This is a genomic window from Marinomonas sp. 63XJN7_7_ISO-PGPR-S23-202 (genome assembly GCF_056173505.1).
Window position 1 is genome coordinate 4,491,686 of sequence record NZ_CM149677.1, and the last position, 15,232, is coordinate 4,506,917.

Consider the following 15,232-nt stretch of genomic DNA (forward strand, 5'->3'; position numbering starts at 1 on the left):
ATGGAAGGTATTTACGCATTTTCCGTTGGCCTACTCACCGCCTGTGGTGTGTTTTTGACGTTACGAGGTCGCAGTTTCTCTGTGGTCGTAGGATTAACCTTATTGTCTTATGCCGTGAACTTATTTCTGTTCGCCAGTGGTCGCTTAAAGCTTAATGCCGCTGCAGTCTTAGGACGCTCTGAACAGTACAGTGATCCATTACCTCAAGCCTTGGTTCTGACGGCTATCGTCATTGGCTTTGCGATGACGGCTTTTGTGGTTATTTTGGCCATGCGCGCCCGAGCAGACTTGGGAAATGATCATGTTGACGGCCAAGTGCCCAAACCTAAAACCCCGATCCTGCAAAAGGGCAATACCACTCACAAAACCGGAGGCGGTCAATAAATGCAGCATTTGAGCATTTTTCCTATTCTGATTCCGTTGCTGTGTGGTGCCTTGATGCTGCTACCACCCTTTTCGAAGACCCTTCAGCGACAGCGGATTTTATCTGTCATTGGTACCTTCGCCTTGCTGATATCGTCGGCTTTTTTACTGCATCAAGTGATGATGAAAGGCATTCATTTATATGCACTGGGCGATTGGCAACCACCCTTTGGTATTGCATTGGTGGCGGACCCTGTCTCGACCTTGCTGGTGACCTTGGCGTCTTTTCTAGGCTTTGCGGTCATGCTGTACGCGTTAAATGATCATGACAAAGGAGGCGCGTATTTCCATCCGCTGTTCATGTTTCAGTTAATGGGTATTAACGGCGCCTTTTTGACGGGGGATATCTTTAACCTCTTTGTCTTTTTCGAAGTCTTATTGATTGCCTCCTATGCACTATTGGTTCACGGCGGAGGCAAGCCAAGAACTCAGTCAGCATTACACTATGTGATTCTTAATTTGGTTGGCTCCAGCTTATTCCTGTTTGGCTTAGGGATTATTTATGGCACCTTGGGCACGCTGAATATGGCGGACCTTGCGGTCAAAGTCGGCACCCTACAAGGTGAAAATGCAACGCTGGCGAAAACCGGTGCGGCGCTTTTATTAGTCGTATTTGGACTCAAAGCCGCCATGTTACCCATGCATTTTTGGCTACCTCGTACCTATGCCAGCGCCAGTGCCCCCGTTGCGGCCCTGTTTGCGATTATGACCAAGGTCGGCATTTATAGTATTTTTCGCGTTTATGTGGTGATCTTTGGCGACCATGCGGGGGAACTGGCGAATATCGCCACACCTTGGTTATGGCCTCTGGCGCTTTTGACCATCACCATCGGCACCATTGGGGTCATCGCCAGCCCTGGGCTGAAAACCTTAACGGCCAACTTGGTGATCGTCTCCAGCGGCAGCTTATTGGTGTGCGCGGCCATTCATTCTGCAGCGGCAACATCGGCGGCTCTGTATTATCTGGTTCACAGTACCATCGCCTCCTCTGCCCTCTTCTTACTGGCGGATGTCATCGCGCGTCAGCGCGGTCAAGCGGAGGATCGCTTTGTACGTTCACGTCCATTTATGCAGCCTAAAATGATTGGTTTTGCCTTTGCTATTTGTGCACTGGCCATGATTGGCATGCCGCCGCTCTCCGGTTTCATCGGAAAAATCATGATTCTACAATCTGCCCATACAACGGCAGAATCTGCTTGGGTATGGCCGTTGATTCTCGTCAGCAGTTTGGCAGCTTTAGTGGCATTTTCTCGCGCTGGTACCACCATGTTTTGGCGCCACAATGGCAACACCAGTAGCGATGTGAATACGGCAAAGCCCTTAGAGATTATCGCCATTGGCTTATTATTAGTCGCTTTGCCACTGATGGTTGTGTTTGGTGGAGACATCACGGATTACACACAAAACGCCGCGAACTATTTACACGATTTTAATGCTTCGGCTTATGATTTATTACCAGGAGCGACGCCATGAGAGTCTTTCCTATGCCCTTTCACAGCCTGCTATTGTTTGTGGTGTGGCTACTCTTAAATAATTCAGTCAGTGCTGGCCATATTGTGCTCGCTGCGTTTTTTGCTATTGCCATTCCGTTATTCGTTAATGGCATGCGCGATGAGCACCCTAAGATCCTCAAACCATGGCGTGCATTGCGCTACGTATTCATGGTGATGTACGATATTTTGGTGGCAAACATTGAGGTTGCTTGGCTGATCATTCGTCCCATCAAACATTTAGAGCCTGGTTTTGTCGCGGTTCCTATCAACATTCGCTCCGATCTGGGCATCACCATTTTAGCCAGCACAGTCTCCCTGACACCGGGCACGGTGAGTGCTGAAATCTCTAAAGACAAGCAATGGTTATATGTCCACGCTCTGCATTTGGAGGGAGAAGCCGACTTGATCCATTTGATTAAAACCCGCTACGAAGCCCCTCTTAAGGAGATTTTCGGATGCTAAATTGGACTCTGTTTATTGTCGCCGTTTTCATTTGTATCGCTTTGTTCTTGAACCTATGGCGTCTGTTTAAAGGGCCAACCATTTCGGATCGGATCTTGGCGCTAGATACCATGTACATCAACACCATTGCGCTGATTTTAATGTATGGCATCTACGTGGGTACTAGTTTGTATTTTGAAGCCGCCTTACTAATCGCCATGCTCGGATTTGTCAGTACCGCCGCATTATGTAAGTACTTACTTCGTGGCGACATCATAGAATAGGATTGATTATGCCGTTATATCTCGAAATCATTATTTGTGTTTTGCTGCTGATTGGTGGTGTGTTTTTGTTGCTTGGCTCTTATGGTTTAGCACGACTACCCGATATTTTTACCCGTTTACACAGTCCAACGAAAGCCAGCACGCTAGGCATTACTGGGGTTTTATTGTCTTCTATGATCTTTCACAGCTATCAGAATGGTAGCCTTTCGGTCAACGAACTCCTCATTACTCTGTTCTTATTGATTACCGCACCGGTCGCGGCTTATATGATCGCCAAAACCGCCATTCATCATGAGACCCCTCCATTAGATAAAACGAAAAATGCCCATTTGGTTAGCAAAATACGTGATCGACGAGCCCCAAAAGAGAGCGATGAAGCCTAACAGAGTTTTAACCAACGACTCGATTACATTATTCTAAGGTCAAAAAAACCACGCTGTCACTGACACCGTGGTTTTTTATTTGAGGGCACTTGCTATACCACTATACTGTTATACCACCAGTACGGCTTCTCGATATAAAGAGAGGCTAGTTAAGTGACAACATATTGGTTTTGCTGATACGATGACGGTAAATTTCACGCAGGTATTTAATCGCATTTTTCACGTTTTTCATGTCCAAACGAATATCGTTGATGGACACAAAGCGCTCGTTATCTTCGATCAATTCGCGGTATTTTTTCTCATACATGGGTTTGATGGCGTACCAGTTAGTATCGAGAATTTTCGCTGGGTTTTCATACTCAAAGAAGTATTTTTCCACCTCCTCTTCATCAAACACCTCGCCTTGAATAAAGCCAATAATGGCTTTATCAATCTCATCGCTATAACGATACTCATCACGAGCAAAGCAGCGTTTCATGTACGATACCATCAAGGTTAAAAAGTCATCACTCAAACACGGACTTTTGGCAATCAAGGTAGTTAATGATAAATTCGCCGACGCCCCAATCACCAAGGCATAACGCTTTAAGGTCGTATTGGGGAACAAGCGGTTTAACTGCACTTTTAAACGATTCATCGCCGTGAAGGATAATTTAAAGTCTCTTGGTACTGAAATAATCGACACAATGGACGAACAGTTTTTAAAGAAGTGTAGATTGTTTAATTTACTGGAATCGTACTGGCTTTTACGGAAATCCTGAATACAGTTACGGTAACGGTCGGACTCTACAGGCAGCACACTGATGCCCTCAATCGCCGAGGTATCGTCGTTAAAGTGCGGGAGTTCGATAGAGCGACAAAACAAATCATCAATGTCCACTTCGCTCATGGGGCCTTTCTTTCTGACCACACTTTCTGCATAAGCAACGGCTACGGGACCCGCTAAACTCATGAATAGATCATTGGCATCCAAGCGGATGGTTTCGGCGATGTCGATACCCGCACGACGGAAGTAATCCTCATCGTAATCTGTGGTAACGGCTTGGGCCGTTAAGATGTTAAAGATTTGTTGAGAGATATACTGGTTGGCATATTTCTCCATGGTATTCACGTCAATTTCTTCCACATCGTTGCCATCTTCTTCCTCGGCGTAGCGCATGATATCGTTCGATATCAGCATCATGGAGTTCCAAGGACGAATACGCTGCATGACGTTTTCGGGATCTTCGTCGTTATCTCGCTCTTCGTTATAGGAAAAATCCCATTCTTCTGAGACATATTTCGTCAGCAAACGTCCTGCGTTAATGTGTAATGCTTCAGAAATATCAATATCCTTGCCGGAGATATTCGGCAAAATACAAATACCTGACGTGAAAATCGGCTCAAATACAAAGCTATGGCGTTTATCCACCGCTTTGTTTAACTCTGCTCGATAATCAAAAGTTTTACTTAAATAGGAAAACTGCTGCGCCAAACCAAACTCAGACGCCATCCCCGATCCGGTGCCGCCACCCGCACTGAAGATATAAAAATACAAACGCGATTGATTCGCTTTGATGCCACAAGAGTCCACTAGATAAGAATGCATGTGACGCCAACTATCATTGCGAAAGCTGGATGTATCTTTATTAAGAATGATTTTGGCGAGATATTGCCCCAAAATGGGCGCATTACCTGCACCACCAGCGTGCACTTCGGATAAGTCCATGATCTGCAATTTGCGGTAGGCTTCCAGGAATTGCGCCCGTCCCGTCTGACTAGAAAAACGAATACGCCCTTCAATGTCTTTATCCAAATCGCCTAACATGACAATGGGCTCAATCAAAAAGAGTGGTGTTGAGCTGGATTTTTTATCAATGGAAAACTTCTTACGAATCCAATTGAGCGACTTGAGATCACTCTCTTGCGTTTGTTTCTCATGGTATTCCACTTCGTGAAGGTAGCTGGTTCTTGCATTATAAACCAAGGTAGCCACCTCCAAGGCGATGTTAGAACCACAACGCCCAAGACCAACAAGACATACCGAAGGGAAATTTTGCTCTACATTTAACTCTTCATCCGGTATGACCGGGTGGATTTGCTGGCGAACAACGTCTAGGTTTTCAAGGATTTTTTCTAAATTAGGCTCGGTAAAAAAGAAATGTTCTATGGGTAGATTATCGCGGTTCATAAAATTTCCCTATTAAGATCACTGTATTCTGTAATCTTAGTTCATTATAATTTTTTTATCTTGAATAATGAGTGCAATCGCCGCTTACTCAGTGGTCGTTTTTACTCACTGGTCATTGTTTAGCACAATAGCACTATTTAAATATAAAGTAAGCAATGAGTAAAAATAGATATTTTCCAATTTGTAACAAAAAGTAAAGAGACTTAAGACTCCGCTAATTCCCTAAGCAAAATCGTAATATCCTCCCTTAGAGCAGGTGGGTAAAAATAATATCCTTGGTAAACCTGACAGCCCATTTTTTTCAATAACTGAACCTGCAATGCCGTTTCCACCCCCTCTGCCACACAAGACAAGCCTAAGTTATTCGCCAGATGAAGGATGGTTTCACAGATGGTTTTATCTTCTCCATGCTGCTCACACTCTGCCACGAACACTTGATCAATCTTCAACACATCCAAAGGCAACCGCTTCAGATAATTCAAAGAGGAATAACCGGTTCCAAAATCGTCCAACGAAATTTTAATATTGAGGGCTTTCAGCTCAGTCATGACTCTAATGCAACTTTCAATATCATTTAGCAGCACCCCTTCTGTGATTTCGATTTCCAGTAAGTGCCCATCCACTTGATAACATGCCAACTGTTTAGAAATATAATTAATAAAGCCTTCACTAAGCAGGTGACGCCCAGAAATATTGACTGAGACAGGGACTAAACCTAATTTCAGCGTTCGCCATTCGGCTAACTGCTTTAGCACATTTTCAATCACCCATTCGCCAATTTTAATAATAAGCACCGAGTCTTCGGCAATGGGAATAAAGTCTGAGGGAGAAATATCGCCAGATGAAGGATGACGCCAACGAATCAAGGCTTCTAGCCCAACAATATCGGGGGTATTTAGAACGACTTTAGGTTGATAGACCAAATAGAACTGATCCATTGAAAGCGCTTCGTGCATTTCTCTTTCTAGCCTAAATTTATTGGTCACCACCTTAGCCATTTCAGGTACAAACATTTGCGCATTATCCCGCCCATTTTCCTTTGCCCAGTACATGGCAATATCGGCTTGCTGAATCAGTTTATCGGCATCCATGGTTAACTTATCTGACAGCGTAATACCAATACTGGTCGGAATATTAAACAGTTGCCCCTTTAACATGAAAGGCTCACGCATCGACTGAAGTATTTGCTGGGCGCGCTGAAGCGTAGCGTCTTCTGTAACCTTTTCTGTCATCATCAGAATAAATTCATCCCCTCCCCAACGAGCAATGATATCGGATTCATCACACACCAAGGTGAGCCGTCCTGCCACTTCACAAAGCAACTCATCACCGGCTTTATGCCCTAGGGTGTCATTAATATTTTTGAATTTATCTAGGTCTAAAAAGAGCAAGGCCACACGAGTATGATGCTTTGCAGCAAACGATAAAGCGGATACTAGCCGCTCCATTAAATAAGTTCGATTATGCAAACTGGTTAATGGGTCGCTGTAAGCTAAAAAACGCAGCCTTTCTTGTAATTTATGCTGACGCGTCACATCACGAATATGCAAAGTGAACTCTTCCTGACGCATGGACGACTCGGTTTTTGTTTTGGTAATGGTGATTTCAGCAGGAAAATGATTATGAAGATCACGCTGTAAACGAAACGAGTTACGTCGGTTCAATACCAAACCACCTGATGAAGAAAACCCCATTTTTAAACTTTCTAAAATAGCAGGACGGTCTTCTTCCAGAACAAAGGTATTGATAAAGCTGGTGCCCATTACTTGTTTTTTAAGGCATCCAAATGTGCGTTCAGCGGCAGGGTTAAACTCGATTACATCGCCTTGATGATCAATCGTCACAATACAATCCATAGAGGAGTTAAGAATCGCCGTTTTACGCATTTCACTTTCTTGAAAGCGCCATAATGCTTCGTCCCGCTGGGCGATTTCCTGATTTACTCGATCAATAACTTGGTTGTACTTACGAGCAATTTGCCCTACCTCGGTAAAAGGCTCTTCAGGAACGGAGGATGAAAAATCGGCATTATTTTGTTGATACTGCATTGAGGTCAGAAGATCAAACAGTTCTGTTGTTGCTCTATGTTCTGCAACGTTCAAACCGTCTTCTTCATCTTGTTTACTGACCCTTAGAGGCATGACTTTATTCAGCAATACCATACACACATAGGAGACAACAAAACTATATAAGCCAATGACAACAATACCTAATGCTTGTACCCCTAGCTGTTGATAAAACCCTAAGCCTGTTTGTAGTTTTTGGGGATCACCAAATAAAGCCACACTTAAGGTTCCCCAAATGCCCGCAAATAAGTGAGCAGGCACCACATCAAGGGCATCATCTAAACGCCACTTTTCCATTAATATACTGCCGACGTACACGACCACACCAGAGCCAATACCAATGATCGAAGCCGACAGCGGCGTCACCACATGACAGGATGCAGTAATCCCTACCAAACCAGCAATGGTGCCGTTAAGAATAAAGCCCACCTCAAAATAGCCATCGCGTAGATAATTTATCAGCGAAGCCGTTAGCGCCCCCCAGACGGCCGACAAAAATGTATTCAAAATAATAATGGGGACATCATTGTTTAATGCTAAGGTGCTTCCCCCATTAAAACCAATCCAGCCAAACCAGATCAACAGCACTCCCAATGCGGAAAGCGGTAAATTATTACCGGGAGGCAAGTGAGTACCTTGCTCAAATCGCCCCCTCCTTGGACCGATAATCATAATCGCCGCTAAGGCAATCCAGCCACCGACGGAATGGACGACAGTGGATCCAGCAAAGTCCACAAAACCCATTGCTTGCAGCCAGCCTTTTTGCCCCGTCGGATCAAAGGCTCCAGACCAAGCCCAATGCCCTGTCACAGGGTAAATAAAAGCCATCAAAATCGCCGTGACCGCTAAATACCCTACAAAGCTCATGCGCTCTGCTACCGCTCCCGAGGTTAAGGTAGCAGCGGTTCCACAAAACATAAGCTGGAAGAGAAAAAAACTGATTTGCCAAGGAGTACTATGGCTTCCAAACACAAATTCACTGGTGCCAATGATCCCGAATGCAGAATGTCCAAACATGAGGCCGAAGCCGAAAAGCCAGAAAATAATGGCTGAAATAATAAAGTCTGAAATATTCTTCGCGGCCACATTAATACTGTTTTTACTACGAATACGACCACTCTCTAGACACAAAAACCCTGCTTGCATCGTAAAAACCAACGCAGCAGTGATAAGAAGCCAAGCAAATTCGGGCATAGAACGTTCCTACTACAAACAAGGATAAGCAAAAAAAACCAACATATCTCGATGGTTTGAAAAGAGTATTCAATACTCACGCCAACTTTGTTTTTTCAGTTGGTAGAACAAGATAATAGCCGCCTTTACGCTATCCATAGCATGAAGGCTAAAATGCGAAAATAAGTAGGAATAGGTGCGTATTGAAAAACCTGAATAGTTGTTTTTCGACAAAAACTGAACAATAATTAAACAAATTAACATTTAGGAGCTTCTTATGAGCGTCTCCTCAGTGTCTTACAATGACTGGTCAAAAATATTACCCACGGCGCCAATCTCTGCAGCATTGGCGAGTAACTCGTCTGGGCAGAATCCCGCCCAGTCACGAGAAAGCCTACAGTTATCGGCAAAAGCACAGCTAATCAATCAGCAGTTACAAGCGAAACCAGACAAAGATAAAGACGAGCCAAAAACCGAATCCATCCAAGTGACGTCTAGTATTGGCAAATCGGCGACCGTTAACGGACTGACCCGCAATGAAGCGATTGCTATGTATCGCTCCATTGAGTCTATTCTTTAACGCTCGTTAATCGGGTTAGCTGAAAGTCAAAGTGTAGTTGACTGCAGACAAGTAATCCGCCTCACTCTGAAGATTCGCTAAGGTGAGAGGTCGGCCATCCAACCAGCCCGGAAGAAAGTCCGCATGCAAATGTTTATCGTCGGCTTTTAAGGTAAAAATGGGCATGTCGCCTTCTTTGCGATCATTATGCAGCAAGATCGCTAAGCGCAATAAGATAGACAAACGATCCAAATCCTGTTGATCACTTTTCGTGAATCGAAAATCAAGAGATTGGGTGAATTTACGGCGATGACGTAAAATCAAGTTTGCCAAGGCTTGCTGCTCTTGTTGAGAAAAGCCAGGCATATCAGACTCGCTGATGATATAGGCCCCATGCTTATGATAACGGCTATGGGAAATACCTAATCCGACTTCATGCAACAACCCCGCCCAACGCAGCAAGTCCTCACTGGAGATACTGTTCAATCCCCAATCATCCTTTACTTGGGCCAAGGCCGATAAGGCTGTGTGGGTAACTAATTTCGCTTGCTCAGTATCTATATGATATTGGCTCAACATATAGTTCACCGTACGTTCCCGAATATCCGATTCCGCGTAACGCCCCATGATGTCGTATAACACCCCTTCCCTTAACGCTCCCGTAGAGAAGTCCATTAGCTTAATATCAAAACATTCAAACACCGCTGAGAGAATTGCTATCCCCGCAGCAAAAGTGGTTTTTCGTTCTGGCTTTAAGCCTGGGAGATCAATTTTGTCGGCATGACCCGCACTGAAGAGCGCTTTTTGAATTTGCTTAAGGCATTTAGGGGTAATGCCCTTTTTACTCCAGTTATTTTCTTTGACGATATTAAAAACTGCTTTTATCGTACCAGAAGAGCCAATGGCCACGTCCCACTTTTCCTCTAGGTAATCATCCTGAATACTTAATAATTCCAGACGCGCGGCCGTAACGGCTTTTTGAAAATTCGATTTAGTGATAGTGCCGTCAGGGAAAAATCGCTGACGAAAGCTGACACAGCCCATATGCAGGCTTTCGGTGAGAAAGGGCTCTAATTGATGACCGATAATAAACTCGGTGCTCCCTCCCCCAATATCCACTACCAAGCGTTTTAAATCCCCATGGTCCATGGTTTTCGACACGCCGACGTAAATCAAACGGGCTTCTTCTCGACCCGCAATAATTTCAACCGGATGACTCATGATATCCATCGCTTTACCAATGAAATCGTAGCGGTTTTTCGCAACACGAAGCGCATTGGTACCCACGACACGAACAGAGCCCGGCGGCATGCCTTCTATAACTTGCGCAAATTGAGACAAACAGTCCAGTCCTCGTTGCTGTGATTCGTCATCTAAAATGTTGTTGTTTAAACCTGCTGCTAGCTGTACTTTCTCACCAAATTCACCCGTAATCCGCAACTGTCCGTGCGTGACTTGAGCGATAACCATGTGAAAACTGTTTGAACCTAAATCAATGGCGGCAATTTTTTCAAACGGAAAATCATGTGACTGTTGCAAAAAGAGGGACTGCATCCGATAGCCTTTTTTCAGTAAAAATCTTGTAAAAGAAAGTATATCAGTTGTTTGTAGCCTCTTAATAGAAGAGACGAACATCCCAGGCAAAAAAGCACACTAAATCATCAAAAAGAATGATATAGTCCTATAAATCTTTTGTATTCTTTGCGAAAAAAAGTTAGTTTTGAGACGTTTTGATCAAAAAATTACCAAAAAAACCTTTTTTTCGCATGATTTCCTATAGACCTTACGTTTAAGTCGAACTATAGTAGTTAGTGTCTTAAAGCAAAAGGCCGTCGCTCTTGGGCTTTAAGACTCCAATCAAATCGTTTCGCGCAGTATTGGCCTTGCCCCTATTTCGGGTTAACAAAAGCATTAGCTAGCATAATTGCATTGGCTACTGTTTTGTGCGGATTAATACTGATACTTTGTTAAATACTTCAGACATAGATTAGCATCGTTAGAGGCTAGTCCCGTCAATTGTCCTTCAAGATGAGCTAATGCAAAACCCGTTTATGAACCTTACCGAATTAAAACAGAAATCAGTACACGAACTCTTAGATATCGCCGCAGAAATGGGCTTGGATAACATGGCCCGCTCGCGCAAACAAGATGTCATTTTCTCCATACTCAAGCGACATGCGAAAGGTGGGGAAGACATATACGGTGACGGTATACTAGAGATTCTGCAAGACGGCTTTGGCTTCCTACGTTCTCCAGACAGCTCTTACTTGGCAGGACCAGATGACATCTACGTATCACCAAGCCAAATTCGTCGCTTTAACCTTCGCACAGGCGATACTATTGCCGGCAAGATCCGACCACCAAAAGATGGCGAGCGGTATTTTGCCCTGTTAAAAGTTAACGAAATTAACTTCGATAAGCCTGAAAGCGTACGCAATAAAATTCTTTTTGAAAACCTTACCCCTCTTTTCCCCGATGAACGCCTAGTCATGGAAGCTGGCAACGGCTCCACTGAAGACGTGACCTCACGTATCATTGACTTGGTAGCACCGATGGGTAAAGGGCAGCGTGCCTTGGTTGTCTCGCCACCAAAAGCGGGTAAAACCTTCATGCTACAAAACATTGCCAATGCCATTACTCGCAACAATCCAGAATGTCATATGATCGTTCTGCTGATTGATGAACGTCCAGAGGAAGTGACCGAAATGTCACGTACTGTTCGTGGCGAAGTGGTTGCCTCTACATTTGATGAGCCACCAAGTCGTCACGTTCAAGTGGCAGAAATGGTCATCGAAAAAGCCAAACGTCTTGTTGAACACAAACGTGATGTGGTCATCCTACTGGATTCCATTACCCGTCTTGCTCGTGCTTACAACACCGTGATCCCATCTTCCGGTAAAGTCTTGACCGGTGGTGTCGATGCCAACGCTCTAGAACGTCCAAAACGCTTCTTCGGTGCCGCTCGTAACATCGAAGAAGGCGGCAGTTTAACAATCATCGCAACCGCTTTGGTAGATACGGGTTCCAAAATGGACGAGGTCATCTTCGAAGAATTTAAAGGGACCGGTAACTCTGAGTTGCACCTTGATCGTAAGATTGCGGAAAAACGCACCTTCCCTGCCATCAATATCCGTCGTTCTGGTACCCGTCGTGAAGATCTTCTGACCTCTGAAGACGAACTACAACGTATGTGGATTCTGCGCAAATTGCTGAACCCTATGGAAGATGTTGCCGCCACTGAATTCTTGATCGACCGTTTGCGTGTGACGAAAACGAACGACGAATTCTTTGAATCCATGAAAGGCAAAAACAAATAGGCTCGATATATTCGGGACTATCGGAAAACCACTTTTATGAAGTGGTTTTTTTTTACCTTCACACGCGGTATAAAACGAGATTATAACGATAATATGACTCAATTTTGACAATTGAGTTAGGCCATGGAGCAACACATTGAAAGACGTCATCGCAACAGTCAGCTCAGTAGCATTAATAAACCATAACGTTTATGAAGTCACGTTACAGGTCGAGGAGGTGACCTTTATAGCGGGCCAATATTTGATGATTGCTCTTCCCTCCGGTGAAAAGGTCCCTTACTCCATTGGTAGCGCTCCCCATGAACTGCCTAAGCTTTCTCTGTATATTTTAGTCTCAGAGTCAAACTCATTGGCACAGAAAGTCATTGAGCATATTAAGAACCAAGTGGCGATTCAGCTCAAAATACCGGGTGGCGATTGCCATATAGCGTGCGATGCTTTTCAACAACACGCTCAGCAAGCGAAGCCCCTTCTATTGATCGCGGGGGGGACTGGTTTTGCGCAGATGAAGAGCATCTATGAGAGTTTGCTGGCACAAAACTATCAAGGAAACATCTCTTTTTATTGGGGAGTGAGAACCCCAGAGGATGTTTTTATGACAAACTGGATTCAGCGAGCACAACACCAGCATACGTCAGTTTCTATTGATGTGGTTGTCAACGAAGCAAATATCGATTGGCAAGGCAGAACAGGCTGGTTATACGAGGCCGTATTAGAAGACCATCCCGATTTAAGCGACAGTTTAGCCATCATTAGTGGCTCGGTGAACATGGTTTATGGCACGCTGGACCAACTCGAAAGCCACCATCTAAAAACAGAAAACTGCTTATCGGATGTGTTTGCTTTTGCTCCCCATCCAAACAAGCCAGTATTGTAATGCTTCACTTACTTGTTATATGTCATAAAGATAAACAACAACCATTAAGCCATTAATAGTCGTTGTTTATCTCAGCCCGTTATAAGCTCTAAATAAGAGAAACTTAAACCGTTTCGCGAGTCTTGTGCCACAAACTCAAAATTAACGTTTGATCGGCTTCGCTGACGTTTTCTGCCTCTAAAGTATCCCTTAATGTTCCTTCAAATGCTTCATCGAACTCAGCCTGTCCCTCGCCTTCTGCACTGCTATGCAGCCCTAATAATCCTAATAGGTAAGCACAGTAAAAAAGTTCATCGCCTTCTTCTGCCTGATGTTCTATCTCGCGCAGCGCATCACAAAGCTGATCAGCACGTTCAGAAAAGGTCATTGTCATATGCTTTTTCCTGTTATTTTTCCGTTGTAAGTGTTGGGAATCCCCAGTGAAACACCTTGCAGAGCAATGCTCTCTACTAATCTCTAGCCATTACTCTCTAGGAATAGAAAAAAGCTGGACATAAAGTCCAGCTTTTTTGTACTCAGTAAGACTGATACTTTTAAGGTTTAAGATTCAAGGTTTCAAGTGTATTTTGACGAATCGACAATAACAGATCAGTATTTTCGACCAAAGACTCACCATAAGAAGGGATCATTTGTTTCATTTTTTCTTGCCATTGCGGTGATTTCATCCGCTCGGGGAAGCATTTTTCCAGAATATCAATCATGGTATTGACAGTTGTGGATGCTCCTGGGGAAGCCCCCAATAGAGCGGCTAACGAGCCATCTTTTGTAACAACCGCCTCGGTTCCGAACTGCAGCATTCCACCGCCGTGTTGACCTTTTTTAATCACCTGGACGCGCTGACCTGCGTAGGCCAATTTCCAATCGTCATCTTTCGCATCAGGAAAGAAGTCACGTAGGGAATCACAACGATCCTTGTGGCTCTTACGTACTTCGCTGATCAAGTACTTGGTCAAATCCATGTTATTTTTGCCCACAGATAAGATTGGCGCTAAGTTATTCAAGCGCATGCTCATTGGAAAATCCAAAACAGAGCCTTGTTTCAAAAACTTAGTCGTAAAGCCTGCAAACGGCCCAAACAAAATGGCTTTTTTACCATCAATGACACGAGTATCCAAATGGGGAACAGACATTGGCGGCGCACCAATTGGTGCTGCACCGTACACTTTCGCAAAGTGCTGTTTAACTATCTCTGGTTTTTCGCAAACAAGCCATTGACCACTAACAGGGAACCCACCGTACCCTTTGCCTTCTTCGACACCAGAGTTTTGTAGCAATGGTAATGCACCACCACCTGCACCTAGGAAAACAAATTTGGCATTGAAACGTTGTGTAGAACCATTTTGGTGTACCAGCACATCCCAAGTTCCATCCTGTTTTTTGTCAATGCGATTCACTTCCGCATTGACTCGTAGCTCGAAGTTCTCCATATCTTGCAGCGTGTTAACCATATTACGGGCAATCGCCCCGAAGTTAACATCTGAACCATGCTCGATACGTGTCGCTGCAAGAGGCTCTTTTGTATCACGATTGTTCATAATGAGTGGTACCCACTCACGCAATTTTTCTCTGTCTTCTGTGAACTGCATCTCTTTAAAAGCAGGGTGAGCACTCATGGCTTCGTAACGCGCTTTAAGCATATCCACATTGTCTTGTCCCCATACAAAACTTTGATGGGGGACACGATTAATAAACTGACTAGGCGCTGGCAGCTTACCTTCTTTTACTAGATAGGACCAAAACTGCAGGCTCACTTCAAATGCCGCATTGATGGTAATGGCTTTATCAATATTGACACTGCCATCCGCATTTTTAGGCGTGTAATTCAGCTCACAATATGCAGCGTGACCAGTACCTGCATTGTTCCAGCCATCCGTACTCTCTTTGGCAACACCGTCCAGGCGTTCTACCATGGTAATAGCCAGGTTTGGGTCTAGTTGCTTGAGTAACATACCTAGGGTGGAGCTCATTGCACCGCCCCCGACTAACAAAACGTCTACAGAATTTGAGGTCATATGGGTTCGCCGTGTCATAGCCAATTATGAATTT

The 15,232-nt window shown here is 44.3% G+C and carries 13 protein-coding genes; 8 read left to right on the forward strand and 5 right to left on the reverse strand.

The window, feature by feature from the left end; translation table 11 throughout:
- Genes AC0VYG_RS20695 through AC0VYG_RS20715 form a run of 5 tightly spaced genes read left to right on the forward strand, consistent with a single transcriptional unit; the run spans position 1 to position 3,024 of the window.
- The gene (locus AC0VYG_RS20695; RefSeq protein WP_475429778.1) at positions 1-384 is read left to right on the forward strand and encodes a Na+/H+ antiporter subunit C; all 384 of its coding nucleotides are present in this window, start codon (positions 1-3) and stop codon (positions 382-384) included.
- Complete coding sequence (locus AC0VYG_RS20700; RefSeq protein ID WP_475429779.1) at positions 385-1,896, forward strand: monovalent cation/H+ antiporter subunit D; 1,512 nt, start codon at positions 385-387, stop codon at positions 1,894-1,896.
- Positions 1,893-2,378, forward strand: coding sequence for a Na+/H+ antiporter subunit E (locus AC0VYG_RS20705; RefSeq protein WP_475429780.1), 486 nt, complete (start codon positions 1,893-1,895; stop codon positions 2,376-2,378). Before AC0VYG_RS20700 ends, AC0VYG_RS20705 begins: the two co-directional genes overlap by 4 nt.
- Entirely contained in the window at positions 2,372-2,641 is a 270-nt protein-coding gene (locus tag AC0VYG_RS20710) for a K+/H+ antiporter subunit F (RefSeq protein WP_067020951.1), read from the forward strand. Before AC0VYG_RS20705 ends, AC0VYG_RS20710 begins: the two co-directional genes overlap by 7 nt.
- 8 nt (positions 2,642-2,649) lie before the next feature.
- Positions 2,650-3,024, forward strand: coding sequence for a Na+/H+ antiporter subunit G (locus AC0VYG_RS20715; RefSeq protein ID WP_475429781.1), 375 nt, complete (start codon positions 2,650-2,652; stop codon positions 3,022-3,024).
- A 145-nt stretch (positions 3,025-3,169) separates the two neighbouring features.
- Here AC0VYG_RS20715 and AC0VYG_RS20720 read toward each other — a convergent pair whose 3' ends face one another.
- Positions 3,170-5,194: a hypothetical protein gene (locus AC0VYG_RS20720; protein WP_475429782.1), complete on the reverse strand. Its 2,025-nt coding sequence runs from the start codon at positions 5,192-5,194 to the stop codon at positions 3,170-3,172.
- Positions 5,195-5,397: 203 nt separating this feature from the next.
- Entirely contained in the window at positions 5,398-8,454 is a 3,057-nt protein-coding gene (gene amt, locus AC0VYG_RS20725) for an ammonium transporter (protein WP_475429783.1), read from the reverse strand.
- A 256-nt stretch (positions 8,455-8,710) separates the two neighbouring features.
- On the opposite strand from amt, the gene AC0VYG_RS20730 reads away from it, so the two are divergent.
- Positions 8,711-9,013: a hypothetical protein gene (locus AC0VYG_RS20730; RefSeq protein ID WP_475429784.1), complete on the forward strand. Its 303-nt coding sequence runs from the start codon at positions 8,711-8,713 to the stop codon at positions 9,011-9,013.
- Between the two features lie 15 nt (positions 9,014-9,028).
- Here AC0VYG_RS20730 and ppx read toward each other — a convergent pair whose 3' ends face one another.
- Positions 9,029-10,546 carry an exopolyphosphatase gene (gene ppx, locus AC0VYG_RS20735; RefSeq protein WP_475429785.1) on the reverse strand — a complete coding sequence of 506 codons (1,518 nt, stop codon included), beginning with the start codon at positions 10,544-10,546 and terminating at the stop codon, positions 9,029-9,031.
- 497 nt (positions 10,547-11,043) lie between these two features.
- Between ppx and rho the strand changes: the two genes are divergently transcribed.
- Both rho and AC0VYG_RS20745 read left to right on the forward strand, forming a co-directional pair.
- Positions 11,044-12,309, forward strand: a complete 1,266-nt coding sequence (gene rho, locus AC0VYG_RS20740; protein ID WP_067021009.1) for a transcription termination factor Rho — start codon at positions 11,044-11,046, stop codon at positions 12,307-12,309.
- A gap of 136 nt (positions 12,310-12,445) precedes the next feature.
- Entirely contained in the window at positions 12,446-13,186 is a 741-nt protein-coding gene (locus tag AC0VYG_RS20745) for an NAD(P)H-flavin reductase (protein WP_475429786.1), read from the forward strand.
- 103 nt (positions 13,187-13,289) lie between these two features.
- On the opposite strand, the gene AC0VYG_RS20750 is transcribed toward AC0VYG_RS20745, so the two are convergent.
- Both AC0VYG_RS20750 and mqo read right to left on the reverse strand, forming a co-directional pair.
- A complete protein-coding gene (locus tag AC0VYG_RS20750; RefSeq protein ID WP_475429787.1) occupies positions 13,290-13,559 on the reverse strand; it encodes a YfcL family protein in 270 nt (89 codons plus the stop codon).
- Positions 13,560-13,719: 160 nt separating this feature from the next.
- Positions 13,720-15,198 carry a malate dehydrogenase (quinone) gene (gene mqo, locus AC0VYG_RS20755; RefSeq protein ID WP_475429788.1) on the reverse strand — a complete coding sequence of 493 codons (1,479 nt, stop codon included), beginning with the start codon at positions 15,196-15,198 and terminating at the stop codon, positions 13,720-13,722.
- Between the last annotated feature and the right edge of the window lie 34 nt (positions 15,199-15,232).